At 66.9% G+C, this 14,522-nt stretch carries 17 protein-coding genes; 10 read left to right on the top strand and 7 right to left on the bottom strand.

Going from position 1 to position 14,522, the window contains the following annotated elements; genetic code table 11:
* Positions 1 to 131 precede the first annotated feature (131 nt).
* Positions 132 to 560: a hypothetical protein gene (locus VLK61_RS16065; protein WP_325422620.1), complete on the top strand. Its 429-nt coding sequence runs from the start codon at positions 132 to 134 to the stop codon at positions 558 to 560.
* Between the two features lie 77 nt (positions 561 to 637).
* Here the strand turns inward: VLK61_RS16065 and VLK61_RS16060 are convergent, their stop codons facing one another.
* A complete protein-coding gene (locus VLK61_RS16060) occupies positions 638 to 1,948 on the bottom strand; it encodes a tyrosine-type recombinase/integrase (RefSeq protein ID WP_325422619.1) in 1,311 nt (436 codons plus the stop codon).
* Positions 1,949 to 2,148: 200 nt separating this feature from the next.
* The gene (locus tag VLK61_RS16055) at positions 2,149 to 3,072 is read right to left on the bottom strand and encodes a YicC/YloC family endoribonuclease (protein WP_325422618.1); all 924 of its coding nucleotides are present in this window, start codon (positions 3,070 to 3,072) and stop codon (positions 2,149 to 2,151) included.
* A gap of 30 nt (positions 3,073 to 3,102) precedes the next feature.
* Here VLK61_RS16055 and VLK61_RS16050 point away from each other — a divergent pair, with 30 nt between their 5' ends.
* Genes VLK61_RS16050 through hemW form a run of 5 tightly spaced genes read left to right on the top strand, consistent with a single transcriptional unit; the run spans position 3,103 to position 7,625 of the window.
* Positions 3,103 to 4,071: a serine/threonine protein kinase gene (locus VLK61_RS16050; protein ID WP_325422617.1), complete on the top strand. Its 969-nt coding sequence runs from the start codon at positions 3,103 to 3,105 to the stop codon at positions 4,069 to 4,071.
* A 30-nt stretch (positions 4,072 to 4,101) separates the two neighbouring features.
* Complete coding sequence (locus VLK61_RS16045; RefSeq protein ID WP_325422616.1) at positions 4,102 to 5,019, top strand: PP2C family protein-serine/threonine phosphatase; 918 nt, start codon at positions 4,102 to 4,104, stop codon at positions 5,017 to 5,019.
* Between the two features lie 8 nt (positions 5,020 to 5,027).
* The gene (gene rph, locus VLK61_RS16040) at positions 5,028 to 5,768 is read left to right on the top strand and encodes a ribonuclease PH (protein ID WP_325422615.1); all 741 of its coding nucleotides are present in this window, start codon (positions 5,028 to 5,030) and stop codon (positions 5,766 to 5,768) included.
* A gap of 3 nt (positions 5,769 to 5,771) precedes the next feature.
* Positions 5,772 to 6,410: a non-canonical purine NTP pyrophosphatase gene (locus VLK61_RS16035; protein WP_325422614.1), complete on the top strand. Its 639-nt coding sequence runs from the start codon at positions 5,772 to 5,774 to the stop codon at positions 6,408 to 6,410.
* Between the two features lie 21 nt (positions 6,411 to 6,431).
* Positions 6,432 to 7,625 (top strand): radical SAM family heme chaperone HemW, encoded by a 1,194-nt coding sequence (gene hemW / locus VLK61_RS16030; protein WP_325422613.1) that lies wholly within the window; start codon positions 6,432 to 6,434, stop codon positions 7,623 to 7,625.
* Here hemW and VLK61_RS16025 read toward each other — a convergent pair.
* A complete protein-coding gene (locus VLK61_RS16025; RefSeq protein ID WP_325422612.1) occupies positions 7,534 to 8,556 on the bottom strand; it encodes a LysR substrate-binding domain-containing protein in 1,023 nt (340 codons plus the stop codon). The genes hemW and VLK61_RS16025 overlap by 92 nt on opposite strands.
* Positions 8,557 to 8,655: 99 nt before the next feature.
* On the opposite strand from VLK61_RS16025, the gene VLK61_RS16020 reads away from it, so the two are divergent.
* Positions 8,656 to 8,940 carry a hypothetical protein gene (locus tag VLK61_RS16020; RefSeq protein WP_325422611.1) on the top strand — a complete coding sequence of 95 codons (285 nt, stop codon included), beginning with the start codon at positions 8,656 to 8,658 and terminating at the stop codon, positions 8,938 to 8,940.
* Between the two features lie 16 nt (positions 8,941 to 8,956).
* Here VLK61_RS16020 and VLK61_RS16015 read toward each other — a convergent pair whose 3' ends face one another.
* From VLK61_RS16015 to VLK61_RS16005, 3 genes are read right to left on the bottom strand one after another with little or no spacing between them, the layout of a single operon-like run.
* Positions 8,957 to 10,063, bottom strand: a complete 1,107-nt coding sequence (locus tag VLK61_RS16015; protein WP_325422610.1) for a protein-glutamate methylesterase/protein-glutamine glutaminase — start codon at positions 10,061 to 10,063, stop codon at positions 8,957 to 8,959.
* A gap of 27 nt (positions 10,064 to 10,090) precedes the next feature.
* Positions 10,091 to 10,762 (bottom strand): chemoreceptor glutamine deamidase CheD, encoded by a 672-nt coding sequence (gene cheD / locus VLK61_RS16010; RefSeq protein WP_325422609.1) that lies wholly within the window; start codon positions 10,760 to 10,762, stop codon positions 10,091 to 10,093.
* Between the two features lie 59 nt (positions 10,763 to 10,821).
* The gene (locus VLK61_RS16005; protein ID WP_325422608.1) at positions 10,822 to 11,688 is read right to left on the bottom strand and encodes a CheR family methyltransferase; all 867 of its coding nucleotides are present in this window, start codon (positions 11,686 to 11,688) and stop codon (positions 10,822 to 10,824) included.
* A 186-nt stretch (positions 11,689 to 11,874) separates the two neighbouring features.
* Between VLK61_RS16005 and VLK61_RS16000 the strand changes: the two genes are divergently transcribed.
* Genes VLK61_RS16000 through VLK61_RS15990 form a run of 3 tightly spaced genes read left to right on the top strand, consistent with a single transcriptional unit; the run spans position 11,875 to position 13,811 of the window.
* Complete coding sequence (locus VLK61_RS16000; protein WP_325422607.1) at positions 11,875 to 12,603, top strand: GGDEF domain-containing protein; 729 nt, start codon at positions 11,875 to 11,877, stop codon at positions 12,601 to 12,603.
* Positions 12,600 to 13,403 (top strand): MinD/ParA family protein, encoded by an 804-nt coding sequence (locus tag VLK61_RS15995; RefSeq protein ID WP_325422606.1) that lies wholly within the window; start codon positions 12,600 to 12,602, stop codon positions 13,401 to 13,403. Before VLK61_RS16000 ends, VLK61_RS15995 begins: the two co-directional genes overlap by 4 nt.
* Positions 13,404 to 13,409: 6 nt before the next feature.
* A complete protein-coding gene (locus VLK61_RS15990) occupies positions 13,410 to 13,811 on the top strand; it encodes a group II truncated hemoglobin (RefSeq protein WP_325422605.1) in 402 nt (133 codons plus the stop codon).
* A gap of 87 nt (positions 13,812 to 13,898) precedes the next feature.
* On the opposite strand, the gene VLK61_RS15985 is transcribed toward VLK61_RS15990, so the two are convergent.
* Positions 13,899 to 14,522, bottom strand: a 624-nt coding sequence (locus tag VLK61_RS15985; protein WP_325422604.1) for a Smr/MutS family protein, incomplete at its 5' end; no start/stop codon positions are given.

Below are 14,522 nucleotides of genomic sequence, written 5' to 3'. Positions count from 1 at the left end.
GGGTACGAGCCCGTGGTGCTGATGTACCGGCAGCTGTGCCGGCATTACTGGCAGATCGATCCGGCCGCCACGGCCTACTACGTCGAGGCCTACCGCGAACGGTGGGACGGTGATGAGCAGGGGGATGCGGCGTGATCGCTGACCTCAAACCGTATGCAGACTACAAGGACTCGGGCCTGCCCTGGTTGGGCCAGGTGCCGGCACATTGGCGCACGGTTCGCAATGGCAGCCTGTTCGGCCAACGGAGCCAGACGGGTTATGCCGAGTTGCCGATCCTCGAGGTCTCATTGAAGACCGGTGTAAGGGTTCGCAGCTTCGGCGAGGCCGGCCGCAAGCAGATCATGCCGGACCTGGGCAAGTACAAGCGGGCGGTGAAGGGCGACCTCGCCTACAACACGATGCGCATGTCGCACGGCGCACTCGGCGTTTGTCCGGTCGATGAACTCGTGAGCCCGGCCTATGTCGTGGCACGACGCCTATCCAGGCGTCGATGCACGCTACTTCGCCGCGCAGTCATGCGGATGACGTTTGGCATGCGCAGAAAGGCCGAGGCTGAATAGTCGACCGGCGGCGTCTGTTCTTGGGACGCGTTGCTGTGCATGTCGGACCTCCGAGAAAATGTGCGAGCGTTCCAACGCTAGCGCGCGCATCGTGCTGGATGATGCTGGAAACGGCCTTCGTTCTTGCACTGCGGGCCCAGGGCCTGTTCCTTCGCGCGGTGTTCGATCTGGGCAAGCAGTGCCGCCCAAGCTCCCAGAGCGGCGTTGCGTTCGGCGAAGTAGTCGTGCCGGTTGTAGATTCCCTCGACGTTGCCCAGCTTGTGATTGAGTGACCGCTCGGCCACGAAACGGTCCACACCGAGGCCGGCAAGATGTGTTCTTGCGGTCCGGCGCATGTCGTGGACGGTGAAGTGCTCGATGCCGAGCACCTTCAGGCGCTTGAGCGCGACGTTCAAGGTGTCAGGGCCGACGTGCTCGAACCGGTTCCCTCGCGCCTCTCCCAGGCGACGACGGACGAGCCGGCGGGCGGGAAAGATGTACGGCTTGCCGAACGAGAAGACCCTGGCTTCCTTCAGCCACACGATGACGGGCTCCGTGAGCGGAATGCGGATCGCCGAACGGGTCTTTGTGCTCTCTCTGGCGAGAGTCCAGACGCCGGCGTCAAGATCGAAGGCGTCCCAGCGTGCCGACAGCAACTCCATTTTGCGAACACACAGTGCGAGAAGAAGCCACACGGCCAGCTCGTTCTCGCGCCCGAAGTTCGGCGTTGTCCGCATGGACCTGGCGAGCTGCTGCAGCTCTTCCGAGGTCAACCACCGGTCCCGCGACATCTCGTCGCCTCCGGCGTCGATCAGGTCGAAGTCGGCGGCCGGATTTCGATCGATCCAGTGATTGCGCACTGCCATCCTGAACATGCGGCTCATGTAGCGCAGTGCATCATTTGCGACGGTTGGCGCGCCGCCGGCGACGATGCGCGCTAGCACCTGGTCGATGTGCGCCGGCTGCACGTGCGATGGTGCAACCGACCCGAGCACAGGATTGATGTGCTTGCGCAGCACGCGGGCGACGACTTCCGGGTGCTTGTAGCGTGGCTGGATGTACCTGGCGAACCAGACTTCACCGAGCCGTTGTACCGTGGGAACTTGGAGCACCAGCGCCTTCTCCGCCTGCTTGGCTGCCGCCACGTCGATGCCACGCTCAACCTGTGCGCGGTCCTGACGGGCCTGCTCGCGCGCATCCTTCAGCGACAGTTCCGGATAGCGCCCGAGCACCTTTTCCTTGGCATGCCCGTTCAGCCGGTACCGAAGGACCCACGAGGCCTTGCCAGCCTGCGCTGCGGTGGTGCTTGCAACGAAGGTCAGGCCTTCGCCAACACCGCGATCCACGGCACCCGAAGCCAGCCATGCCTTGAGTTCGCGGTCGGTAGTCGGTCGTTGCTGTGTGCTCATGTCCCAGAGACTCCTGTGAGGCTGTGGGGGTTTTTGTCGGGTGAACGCGCCAAGAGCGCCGCGAACCCGAAAACCCCCACAATAAACCCCACAGGTTGCGCGCGCTTCGCTGCTACGCCCTGGGACGGTCTGAGACAAAATATCCTTACACGACAAGAGGTTGGCTTGTTTTCGGGGATCGTCCGGGACCCCCTGAAAACTCACTCTATGTTCTGCACCTGCTCGCGCATCTGCTCGATCGCCACCTTCATCTCGACCGAGATATTGGTCAGTTCCAGCGCCGAGGACTTCGATCCCAGGGTGTTGGCCTCGCGGTGCAGTTCCTGGATCAGGAAGTCCAGGCGCTTGCCGAGTTCGCCGCCGGCCTTGAGCAGGCGGGTGATCTCGTCCAGGTGGGCCTGCAGGCGCGAGAGTTCTTCGGCCACATCGATGCGCAGTGCGTAGGCCGCGGCTTCGTTCAGCGCGCGTTCCTGCAGCGCTTCGGCGTTGACGGTGGTGCCGGCGCTGGCGTTGGCCAGCGCTTCATGCCAGCGCTCCAGGAAGCGCTGCTGCTGGCGTTGCACCACTGCCGGCAGCAAGGGCGCGGCCTTGGTGGCCAGTGCGCGCAGGTGGTCAATGCGTTCCATCAGGATCGTCACCAGCCGGGCGCCTTCCCGCGCGCGAGCTTCTCGCAGCGCCTCAACCGCGCGGCGGGCCGCTTCCATCGCCGCTTCATCCAGGCGTTCGGCGCTGCCGCCCGTGCGGCACCAGTTCAGCGCTTCGTTGACGCTGAAAGGCCGGGCTTTCGGCAGCCAGGACTGCACGGTGGATTCCAGCCGCGCCAAGCGGCTGAGTTGGTCCATCTGCGGCGTGGGCCAGGCGCTGTCGGTCTCGCGCTGCGTGCTCAGGCGCAATTCGATCTTGCCGCGCCGGAACGCGGCGCCGACCAACTCGCGCAGCGCGGGTTCCAGGCCGCGCAGTTCGTCCGGCAGGCGCAGGCTGAAGTCGAGAAAACGCCCGTTGACGGAACGCAATTCGACACCCACGGCCGAAGTGTTCGATGGCACGCTGTCGGTGCTGGCGGCAGCGCTGTCGGCTGCCCCGGAGATGGCGCTGCCAAAACCGGTCATGCTGTAAACTGCCATCGACCTGTTTCATTCGGGAAAACCGCGATTATGTCAAAGCCAAAACCTGCCCCGTTGCCTGCGGGCACTGTGGTCGGGGGTTACTCGATCGTCAAGAAACTGGCGGCTGGGGGCTTTGGCGTGGTGTACCTGGCGGAAGACGCCGACCGGCACCTGGTGGCGGTGAAGGAATACCTGCCGGCCTCGCTGGCCGAGCGCTCACCCGGAGAGCTGACGCCGCGCGTCAAGCCCGAGAAGCAGCCTCTGTACCGCCTGGGCCTGAAAAGCTTCTTCGAAGAGGGCCGCTCGCTGGCGCAGATCTCGCATTCCAGCGTCGTCTCGGTGCTGAATTTCTTCCGCGAGAACGAAACCGTCTACATGGTGATGAACTACCTGCAGGGCGATACGCTGCAGGATTTCATCGTCACCGCGCGGGATTTGAAGCGCGACAAGGTTTTTCGCGAATCGACCATTCGCAGCCTGTTCGACGAAATACTGCGCGGCCTGCGCATCGTGCACCAGCACAAGATGCTGCACCTGGACATCAAGCCGGCCAATATCTTCATCACCAACGACAACAAGGCGGTGATGCTGGATTTCGGCGCGGCGCGCGAGGTGCTGAGCAAGGAAGGCAACTTCATCCGGCCGATGTACACGCCGGGCTTCGCCGCGCCCGAGATGTACCGGCGCGACGGCACGCTGGGACCGTGGACCGACATCTACGCCATCGGCGCCTGCATCTACGCCTGCATGCAGGGCTACCCGCCGAACGACGCACCGCAGCGGCTCGAGAAAGACCGCCTGGCGCTGTCGCTGTCGCGCCTGCGCAATGTCTACTCCGACAACCTGATCGAAGTGACCGAGTGGTGCATGTCGCTCGACCCGCTGTCACGCCCGCAAAGCGTGTTCGCGCTTCAGAAGGAACTCTCGCGCGAGACCGAGCGCCGCTACACCAAGCTGAGCTTCAGTGAACGGCTGAAGCTGCAGATCGAAAACTTGAAGACCGGCGCCAAGCCCTAACCCGTACAGATCGGCAGCGACATCGTGGTCATGCGATTTTCGGTTTACCAGGTCAGCCGCAAGGGCGGTCGCGAGAAGAATGAAGACCGCATGGGCTACTGCTACACCCGCTCATCCGGGCTGTTTGCACTGGCTGACGGCATGGGCGGCCACCCCGAAGGGGAAGTGGCCTCGCAGCTGGCGCTGCAGACGCTGGCCGCGATGTTCCAGCGGGATGCCAAGCCGGGGCTGAAGGATCCGTTGCGCTTCCTGCATGACGCCATCCTCGCTGGTCACCACCAGTTGCTGCGCTACGCCACCGACAAGGCCTTGCTCGACACCCCGCGCACCACCATCGTGGCCTGCCTGCTGCAGGGCAACGCGGCGTACTGGGCGCATTGCGGCGATTCGCGGCTCTACCTGGTGCGGGGCGACAAGCTGATCGCCCGCACCCGCGACCACTCCTATACCGAGCTGCAGGACACCATGGCGCAGGTGGTGCCGATCGCGCAGCGCTTCAACCGCAACGTGCTGTTCACCTGCCTCGGCTCGCCGGGCAAGCCGGTGGTCGACACCGCGGGCCCGCTGCTGATGCAGGCCGGTGACAAGGTGCTGCTGTGCTCCGACGGGCTGTGGGGCAGCGTCAGCGACGCGGTGATCACCGAGCAGCTGGCGCTGCGACCGATCTCCGACGCGGTGCCTGAACTGGCCGAGCAAGCCTTGCGCAATGCCGGCGAGAAGAGCGACAACGTCACCGTGCTGGCGGTGGAATGGGAAGCGGCCGAAGAAGACGATTCGACGATTGCCGTATCCACCCAATCACTGGGCGACGATGTCTTCGCGTCGACCATCCAGGCCAGCCTGGCCGGCAGCGACGTGGTGGCCGATGAGCTGGACGACGCCGAGATCGAGCGATCGATTCGCGAGATCAACGAGGCCATCCGTAAGTCCTCGCAAAAGAAACACTGAGGTTTTTAATGACTGTTTATCAACGCGCGGGCGGCCGTGCGGCGGATGCTTTGCGTTCCATCTCGATCCAGCGTGGCTTCACGCGCCATGCCGAAGGCTCGGTGCTGGTGAGCTTTGGCGACACGCAGGTGCTGTGCACCGCGTCGGTCGAAGAGAAGGTGCCGCCGCACAAGCGCGGCTCGGGTGAAGGCTGGGTGACGGCCGAGTACGGCATGCTGCCGCGCGCTACCCACACCCGCGGTGACCGCGAAGCGGCGCGCGGCAAGCAGAGCGGGCGCACGCAGGAGATCCAGCGCCTGATCGGCCGATCGCTGCGCTGCGTGTTTGACCTCGCGGCCTTGGGCGAGCGCAGCATCCTGATCGATTGCGACGTGCTGCAGGCCGACGGCGGCACCCGCACCGCGGCGATCACCGGCGCCTATGTCGCGGCGCAGGATGCGGTGAACTGGCTGATCGCGCAGGGCAAGCTGAGCAAGAGCCCGATCAAGGATGCGCTGGCGGCGGTGTCAGTGGGCATCGTCGACGGCACGCCCTTGCTGGACCTGGAGTACACAGAAGACTCGGCCTGCGACACCGACATGAACGTGGTGATGACCGGCAGCGGCGGGTTTGTCGAGGTGCAGGGCACGGCAGAGGGCGCGGCGTTCTCGCGCGCCGAGATGGACGCTTTGCTGGCACTGGCCGACAAAGGCATCCGCGAACTGGTGGCAGCCCAGCAGACCGCGCTCGAGCTGCCGCTCAAGGCCTGAAGCATGCGCCTGGTGCTGGCCTCGAACAACGCGAAGAAGCTCACCGAGCTGCAGGCGCTGCTGGGCGGGTTGCCGCTTCAGATCGTCACGCAAGGCTCGCTGGGCGTCAGCGAAGCCGACGAGCCGCACCACACCTTCGTCGAGAACGCACTGGCCAAGGCGCGGCATGCGGCCGCTGCCTGCGGCGGCGCGGCGATGGCCGATGACTCGGGGCTGTGCGTGTTTGCACTCGGTGGCGCGCCGGGCGTCGTTTCGGCGCATTTCGCCGGCGACGTGGCGCTGATCGACGGCGAAGCGCGCGAAGACCGCCGCCGCCGGCAGGATGCGCTGAACAACGGTTTGCTGTTGCAGCAGCTGGCCGGCGTGGCCGACCGCCGCGCGCACTTCATCAGCACCTTGGTGGCCGTGCGGGCCGCGGATGATCCGGAACCGCTGGTTGCGGTGGGTCGCTGGCCCGGTGAGATCTTGCTGGCGCCGCGGGGCGAGCAGGGCTTCGGCTACGACCCGCTGATGTTCATTCCTGAGCTTGGCGCGACGGTGGCCGAGTTGCCGACCGACCTGAAGAACGCGCACAGCCACCGGGCCCGCTCGGCGGCGGCGCTGCGTGCGCTGCTGCACGAGGCCTGGCATCTTGCGCGTTAGGCTGGCCATGCGACATTCCCCATGAGCCTCGTCGAACGCTACCTCCGGCCCGGCACACTGCAACTCGGTGAATCACCACCGCTGTCGCTGTACGTGCACCTGCCGTGGTGCCTGATGAAGTGCCCGTACTGCGACTTCAATTCCCACGCGCTGCCGGGCGGCAACCCGCCCGAAACCCGCTACATCGACGCCTTGATCACCGACCTCGAGGCCGCGCTGCCGCAGGTCTGGGGCCGGCCGGTGATCAGCGTGTTCATCGGCGGTGGCACGCCCAGCCTGTTTTCGCCCGAAGGCATCGACCGGCTGCTGGCGGCTATCCGTGCGCGGCTGCCGCTGGAAGCCGGCTGCGAGATCACGCTGGAGGCCAACCCCGGCACCTTCGAGCGCGAGCGCTTCAAGGCCTTTCGCGCCGCCGGCATCACGCGGCTGTCGATCGGCGTGCAAAGCTTCGACGATGTCATGCTCAAGCGCCTGGGCCGTGTGCACGACAGCGCGCAGGCCCGTGCGGCCATCGACGAAGCGCGCGACGCGTTCGAGACCTTCAACATCGACCTGATGTACGCGCTGCCGGGCCAGAGCCTGGCGCAGTTGCAGGTCGATGTGGACACTGCGCTGTCCTACGCGCCGCCGCACTTGTCGATCTACCACCTCACGATCGAGCCGAACACACGATTCGCCATCGAGCCGCCGAAGGCGCTGCCCGACGACGACCTGGCCAGCGACATGCTGGACCTGATCTGCGAACGCACCGCGGCCGTGGATCTGCAGCGTTATGAAGTGTCGGCCTTTGCGCGGCCCGGCCACCGCAGCCAACACAACCTGAACTACTGGCAGTTCGGTGACTACCTCGGCATCGGCGCCGGCGCGCACGGCAAGCTGAGCTACCCGCATCGCGTGCTGCGCCAGGTGCGCTGGCGCGAGCCGCAGCGCTACATGCAGGAAGCGCTGGCCGGCCAGGCGATGAGCAATGACGACGAGGTGCCGCGCGCACAATTGCCGTTCGAGTACATGCTCAATGCGCTGCGCTTGCGCGAAGGTTTTGCGCTGGCCGACTTCACGGCCCGCACCGGTTTGCCGGTGACGGCGATTGCCGCGCCGCTGGCGCAGGCCGAGGCCAAAGGCCTTATTTCGCGCGACTTCGCGCGCGTGTGGCCGACGGCGCGCGGCTTCGACTTCCTGACGGATCTGCAGTCGCTGTTTCTGGCGCCGGCTTGACCGTCTTCGTCGGCGGGGCCGGCCCGGCCAGTTCACGCGCCGACAGCTGCAACTCATCCTTCAACCAGGCATGCAGCGCCAGCAGCGGTGGCCAGTCGGCCAGGGCCGGCGGGTAGACGAACCAGAAGGTGTCGATGCCTTCGCCCTGCAGCGTCAAGGGCGACAGGCGCACCAGCCGGCCGTCGCGCAGCGCATCGGCGGCGAGTAATTCACGGGTTAGCGCCAGGCCCAGGCCTTGTTCGGTGGCCTGCAGCATCAGGCCGGCGTCGTTGAAACTGGCCACCGGGCTCACGCGGGTCTGCAGGCCGCGCAACGCAAACCATTCCTGCCACAGTTCGGCGTCACCCAGCAGCGGTTCGCGCGCCAGCGTTGCCGCGTCCGCACCGGCCAGCCGGCGGGCGGTGTCGGGCGCGGCCACGGCGATGCGCGGTGAGTCGATCAGCCGCTCCGCGCGCAGCCCGCGCCAGGGACCGGAGCCCTGGCGCAGCGCGGCATGAAAGCCGTCGCGCTGCAGGTCGACCAGCTGTTGCGAGGCATCGAGCTCCAGCGCGATGCAGGGCTCGCGCTCCCGCCAGCGGCCGATGCGCGGCAGCAGCCAGCGCTGGGCGAAGGAGGGCAGCACGGTCAGGCGCACACGCTGTTCGTCGCCGGCCGCGGTGGCCGCGGCGACGCGCAGGCCTTCATCGAGCTGCGCCAGCGCCGGCTCTACCGCGCGCAGCAGGGCGGCGCCGGCGGCATTCAGGCTCATGCGCCGGCCAACGCGGTCGAACAGCGGGAAGCCGATCTGCTGTTCCAGCAGCCGGATCTGCTGGCTGATGGCGCTGTGCGTCAGGTGCAGTTCTTCGGCCGCCGCGCGCAGGTTGGCGCGGCGCGCGACGGTGCGGAAGGTGGGCAGGGTGTTGAGTGGCAGGCGGGCCATGCTGGTAAGCATAGCCGACCAATCTGGCCGGAAAGTATCGATTTTCAGCCGGCTATTGGATGTCTATGCTTACCAGCACTGAATCACGAATCCCGCACCCGGAGCACCACCATGAACGACTGCACGATGACGATTCCGCTGTATCGCCCGCTGTGGCAGCGCTGGCTGGATGCGGCACAACAGGGCTTGGGGCGGCTGCGCCGGTCGGTGGCCGAGCCCGCCGAAGCCATGCTGGACCTGCAAGCCGCGATCGAGCTGAACGACAAGACGCTGCGCGACATCGGCGCACCCGATTGGTTGCGTGACCAGGCGGCCACGCACCGCGACCTCGATTCGATCGCGCTGCGCGCGGCCCGGGCTGACCTGGGCGGCGGCGGCGTTCGTTGGTACGGGTGACGGCACCCGTCGGGCATCAGACCCGATGAATTGCCGCGCCCACCGTGCTGCGCAAACGCTCCAGCAAGGCCGGGGCGATGCGCTGCAGCGGCAGCACCTCGTCGGCCGCGCCATGCGCGATCGCTTCGCGCGGCATGCCGAAGACGACGCAACTGGCCTCGTCCTGGCAGATGTTGTAGCTGCCGGCGTCGCGCATGGTCTTCATGGCCTTCGCACCGTCGGCGCCCATGCCGGTGAGCATCACGCCCAGCGCGTTCTGGCCGACCACGCGCGCGGCGGATTCGAACAGCACCTCGACCGAGGGCTTGTGCCGGTTCACCGGGTCGCCGTCGCGCACGCGGGCGATGTAGTTGGCGCCGGAGCGCTCCACCGTCAGGTGAAAGCCGCCGGGTGCGATGTAGGCATGGCCGGGCAGCACGCGTTCGCTGTCGGAGGCTTCTTTCACGCGGATGCGGCACAGCCCGTCCAGGCGCGCGGCATAGCTGCGCGTGAAGCCGGGCGGCATGTGCTGGGTGATGACCACCGCCGGCGCGTCGGCCGGCAGGTTCATCAGCACTTCCTTGGTCGCTTCGGTGCCGCCGGTGGAGGCGCCGATGAAGATGATCTTTTCGGTCGACAGCCGGCCGAGCGAGGCCACCGGTGCGGCCGGGCGCACGCCGGCAGCGGCTGGCGTGCCCGGTGCCGAACCGGCGGGCGCAGCAGCCGGCGGCAGGCGCCGCACATGGGCCTTGGACGCGGTACGGACCTTCTCGGTGATGTCTTCGGCCAGCTGGCGCAGGCCATCGGCCACGCCGATCTTGGGCTTGGCGACGAAGTCGATCGCGCCCAGTTCCAGCGCACGCAGCGTGACGTCGGCGCCGCGTTCGGTCAGCGTGCTGACCATCACCACCGGCATCGGCCGCAGGCGCATCAGTTTCGACAGGAAATCGATGCCGTCCATGCGCGGCATCTCGACGTCCAGCGTGATCACGTCCGGGTTCAGATTGCGGATCATCTCGCGGGCGACGATGGGATCGCTGGCGGCGCCAACACATTCCATGTCGGTCTGCTTGTTGATGATCTCCGCCAGCAGGCCACGCACCAGGGCGGAATCGTCCACCACCACCACTCGGGTCTTTGCCATGATTTTTGTCTCCGCTCGTGGAGGGGGTCAGAACAGATCGACGGAACCACCGCCGGTCGTGGTGGGCACGGCCTTCTGCGCGGCTGCGCGGTCGATGGCCACCAGCGCATCGGTATTGGTCGGCGCCAGGCGCTTCACCATCGCCTTGCCGCTGGCCGGCAGGTAGCACACCTTGCGCGGGTAAATGTCCATCACGTCCTTGCTGACGATGGGGATGCGCTCGGTCTGCAGGTACTGGATCACGAACTGGGTGTTGCGCTCGCCGACGTTCAGGCTGGTCATGCCGCTGATCACCGCGCCGCCGCCGAAGACCTTGGCCTCCATCGTCATGCGCGAAGCACCGCGCTTCATCATCTCGTTGATCAGCAGTTCCATCGCGTAGGAGCCGTAGCGTCCCGAGTCGCCGGCGCCGTCGGGCAGCATGAAGTGGTTCATGCCGCCGATGCGGCGTTCGCGGTCCCACAGGCAGGCGGCGATGCAGGAGCCGAGCGTGGTGGTGATCAGCATGTCTTCGTCGTGCACGAAGTATTCGCCGGGCAGCACCTTGACCGAATCGTTCTTGAAATGGGCATCCCAGTAGAAGAACGAGGCTTCACCGGGCTTGCGCGCGGAGGCCTTCAGCTTCTCGAGCCGGGGCGATGAATTCAGCAGGGGCGGGCGCGGGGCCAGGCCGGCGCTGGCAGCGGGGAAGGCGGTCATGGGCGGTCCTGGGGCGATTTGTTCTGGATGTGCCGTGATGCAGATATCGGCAAGTCGCGTCAGACCTTTTGGTAGATCGTCTTGCCGCGCAGCTTGAACAGGTCGCGCGACTCGGTAAAGTTCTCGGAATGGCCGACGTACAGCAGGCCACCCGGCCGCAGCACGCGGTGCATCTGCTGCAGCACGGCGCGCTGGGTCGGCGCATCGAAGTAGATCATCACGTTGCGGCAGAAGATCAGGTCGAAGGGCTCGCCCAGCGACCAGTCGCGGGTCATCAGGTTGAACGGGCGGAAGTCGATCAGCCGCGCCAATTCGGGCTTGACGCGGATGAAGCCGGCGTTGGCGCCCTTGCCGCGCAGGAAATGGCGCTGCAGGCGCTGTGGCGACAGGCCGCGGGAATCGGCGTCGTAGACACCGCGCTGCCCGGTGGCCAGCACCTTGGTGTCGATGTCGCTGGCCATGATCTTGGCGTTGGCCTGGGCGCCCAGGCTCTCCACCACCGTCATCGCGATCGAATACGGCTCCTCGCCGGTGGACGCCGCGCTGCACCAGATGCGCAGGCTCTGGCCGCTGCGCGCCTTCAGATCGTCGGCCAATGCGTGGAAATGGTGGTCTTCGCGGAAGAACGAGGTCAGGTTGGTGGTCAGGCAGTTGATGAACTCCTGCCACTCTGCTTCACCACCCGAGCCCATGTGCGATTGCAGCCAGTGCAAGTAGTCGGCAAAGCTGCGGTGGCCGGTGTCGCGCAGCCGGCGCGACAGGCGGCTGTAGACCATGGCCTGCTTGCCCGCATGCAGGCTGATGCCGGCGCGCTGGTAGATCAGCTCTCGCACCTTCTCGAAGTCGGCCTTCGAGAAGGTGAACTCCTGGTCAACCGCCTCCGGGCTGGCAACGCTGGGGCGGGTGGCGATGGTCAGATCAGACATGGTTCGTGGCGCATCACAGTGGGCAAGCCGATCGGAAGGCCGGGCAGTCCGGCGCGTGATGGCCAGTCTCACCGAGCCGGGTTGGCCGCAAGCGACTGAAGTAAGCCCGGTTCCGGCCGTATTTCGCGGCTCCGTGACCCAGGGGGGCGCTGCTAGACTGCCGCTCATTCCGCACCCTGCAGTACCGTGGACGCCCTTCCTTCGCACCAGCACCTGAGCATTCCCCCGGCCCTGAGGCTGGAGTCGGCGCTTGCGCTGCTGCGCCATTCGGGGCACGGTGAGCCGGCCGGCCTGCCAGGCTCCGAGCCGTGGCTGCAAGAGTTGATCGACCGCCTGGTCGACCTCTCCAGCCGCGATCCACTGACCGGCCTGGCCAACCGCCGCTATTTCGAAGTGGCGCTGGCGCGCGAGGTCGATCGCGTTGCCCGCTCCGGCGAATCAGCGCTGCTGCTGGTGGTGGACATCGACCATTTCAAGCGCATCAACGACACCTATGGCCATGCGGTGGGCGACCAGGTGATCCGTGCCGTCAGCGAAGCCTTGGCCGTCACCGTGCGGCCGATGGATCTGGTGGCGCGGGTTGGCGGCGAAGAGTTCGCGATCATGCTGCCCAACTGCCCGGCCGCCTTCGGCCCGCAGGTGGCCACGCGGGTGCGCCACCGGGTCGCACGCACCTCGGTGCCGCTGTATGAAGGCGGCGCGGTGACGGTGACTGTCAGCGTCGGCGGTGCGTTCGCGCAGCAATGGGTGCGTTCCTCGACCGAGCTGTGGATGCAACGCGCCGATCGCCAGCTCTACCGCGCCAAGGCCGAAGGCCGTGACCGCGTGTGCCTGGAAGCATCGGCCGTGTCCTCGGTGAGCGTCGAGGAAAAAGTCATGCTGTACGGCACGTCTCAGTTTCAGGACTTTGAATGAGTGATACAGCGCAGACGGCCCCGCAAGAGCCGGGAGCGCCGGTGAAAGGCGCGCGGATCACCGCGGTCACCAGCGGCAAGGGCGGTGTCGGCAAGACTTTTGTCACCGCCAACCTGGCGGCGGCATTGGCGCGCCGCGGCGAGCGCGTGCTGGTGCTCGACGCCGACCTGGGCCTGGCCAACCTGGACGTGGTGCTGAACCTGTATTCGCGGCTGACGCTGCACGATGTGTTCACCGGCCGCACGCCGCTGGAAGACGCGATCCTGCCGGCGCCGGGCGGTTTCTCGGTGCTGCTGGCCGGCTCCGGCCTGGTCGAGTATTCGCGCATGACCCCCGAGGTGCGCGACAAGCTGCTCGACGTCATCGCCCGTGTGCGGCCGCGCTATGACCACGTGCTGCTGGACACCGGCGCGGGCATCTCCGACGTGGTGCTGTTCACGGTGTCCTTGGCCGACGAGGTGTTGATCGTCGCGACGCCCGAACCCACCTCGCTGGCCGATGCGTATGCCACCGTGAAGGTGCTGGCCTCGACGCAGGCGGCGCGGCCGATGCGGCTGCTGGTGAACCAGACCCAGAAGTCCGGTGAAGGCCGCGCGGTGCGTGCCCAGCTGCAGCAGGTGGTGGACCGCTTCGTCAACGGCAAGCTGCCCAAGCCTGTGCGGCTTGACCACATCGGCGACGTGCCGCAGGACAACGCCGTGCGCGAAACCGTGCAGCGACGCCAGTTGCTGCTCGAAGCCTTGCCGGGCTGCACCGCCGCGCAAGCCATCGTGGCTGCGGCTGCGAAGCTGGTGGGCTGACGCGGCATGGACGACGCAAGCGACGCGGCGGTGACGCCGTTCGAGACGCTGGGCGGTGAGGCCAGCGTGCGCGCGCTGGTCGACCGCTTCTACGACCTGATGGATCTGGAACCGGCGTTCACGGCGATCCGCACGCTGCACCCGGCCACGCTGGACGGCTCACGCGACAAGCTGTTCTGGTTCCTGTGCGGCTGGCTGGGTGGGCCGAACCACTACATCGAGCGCTTCGGCCACCCGATGTTGCGCGCGCGGCATCTGCCGTATGCGATCGGGCTGCGGGAGCGCGACCAGTGGATGGCCTGCATGCTCAGTGCGATGGAAGAGCAGGCCGTGGATCCGGCGCTCGCGCAGCGTCTGGCCGAGAGCTTTTTCGGCACCGCCGATTGGATGCGCAACAAGGGTGGCTGAGCCCGGACGCAAGACAGTCCCTGCGGACCGTCTTGCGCCTGGCGAAGCGGCCCGGCATGCAAAGTCGGGCCGTCGGAGAAGCTGTTCCTAGCGGCCAGTCCCGGCCAGCAACACGACCAGAGCCCCGGCGCCGCCCTGCGGCCCCGTGGCCTGCGTGAACGCAATCACCTCGGCGCGTTGCGCCAGCCAGCGCTGCACCTTGGCCTTCAGCACCGGCTGCCGCCCCGGCGAGCCATGGCCCTTGCCATGCACCACGCGCACGCAGCGCATGCCGCGGCGCTGCGATTCGCGGATGTAGTCGGCCAGTGCGTTGCGCGCCTCGTCGCGGTTCAGTCCGTGCAGGTCGATCTGGCCTTGCAGCGCCCAGTGGCCACGGCGCAACTTGTTCACCACCTCGGGGCCGATGCCGGGCCGGCGAAAGCTCAGGCCGTCATCGGTCAGCAGCAAGGATTCGAGGTTGACCTCGTCGGACATCGATTCACGCACCGCTGCTTGTTCGTCCAGTTCGCGCTGGCGCGGGTGGGGTGCCGGGCGCGGACGGTGGATCTCGGCCAGACGGCGGTCGCGCAGCCGGTGCACCGGGCCGACGCTGCGCGCGAACAAGTCATGCTGGGTCTGCAGCCGGCGCTGGTGTTCGCGCTCGCGCGCGGCGTGCTCCGCGGCTTCGCGCTGGGCACGAGCCATCGCCTCGCGCAAGGCGCCGAGTTCGGC

The sequence above is a fragment of the Aquabacterium sp. genome (assembly GCF_035476535.1).
Taxonomy (GTDB): domain Bacteria; phylum Pseudomonadota; class Gammaproteobacteria; order Burkholderiales; family Burkholderiaceae_C; genus Pseudaquabacterium.
Note: the sequence above shows the minus strand (reverse complement) of the source record. Positions and strands in the feature narration are given on the sequence as shown.

Coding starts and splice junctions, on each gene's coding strand:
- VLK61_RS16060 (WP_325422619.1), bottom strand. CDS start 1,948: ATGAGCACACAGCAACGACCGACTACCGACCGCGAACTCAAGGCATGG.
- VLK61_RS16055 (WP_325422618.1), bottom strand. CDS start 3,072: ATGGCAGTTTACAGCATGACCGGTTTTGGCAGCGCCATCTCCGGGGCA.
- VLK61_RS16050 (WP_325422617.1), top strand. CDS start 3,103: ATGTCAAAGCCAAAACCTGCCCCGTTGCCTGCGGGCACTGTGGTCGGG.
- VLK61_RS16045 (WP_325422616.1), top strand. CDS start 4,102: ATGCGATTTTCGGTTTACCAGGTCAGCCGCAAGGGCGGTCGCGAGAAG.
- rph (WP_325422615.1), top strand. CDS start 5,028: ATGACTGTTTATCAACGCGCGGGCGGCCGTGCGGCGGATGCTTTGCGT.
- VLK61_RS16035 (WP_325422614.1), top strand. CDS start 5,772: ATGCGCCTGGTGCTGGCCTCGAACAACGCGAAGAAGCTCACCGAGCTG.
- hemW (WP_325422613.1), top strand. CDS start 6,432: ATGAGCCTCGTCGAACGCTACCTCCGGCCCGGCACACTGCAACTCGGT.
- VLK61_RS16025 (WP_325422612.1), bottom strand. CDS start 8,556: ATGCTTACCAGCATGGCCCGCCTGCCACTCAACACCCTGCCCACCTTC.
- VLK61_RS16020 (WP_325422611.1), top strand. CDS start 8,656: ATGAACGACTGCACGATGACGATTCCGCTGTATCGCCCGCTGTGGCAG.
- VLK61_RS16015 (WP_325422610.1), bottom strand. CDS start 10,063: ATGGCAAAGACCCGAGTGGTGGTGGTGGACGATTCCGCCCTGGTGCGT.
- cheD (WP_325422609.1), bottom strand. CDS start 10,762: ATGACCGCCTTCCCCGCTGCCAGCGCCGGCCTGGCCCCGCGCCCGCCC.
- VLK61_RS16005 (WP_325422608.1), bottom strand. CDS start 11,688: ATGTCTGATCTGACCATCGCCACCCGCCCCAGCGTTGCCAGCCCGGAG.
- VLK61_RS15995 (WP_325422606.1), top strand. CDS start 12,600: ATGAGTGATACAGCGCAGACGGCCCCGCAAGAGCCGGGAGCGCCGGTG.
- VLK61_RS15990 (WP_325422605.1), top strand. CDS start 13,410: ATGGACGACGCAAGCGACGCGGCGGTGACGCCGTTCGAGACGCTGGGC.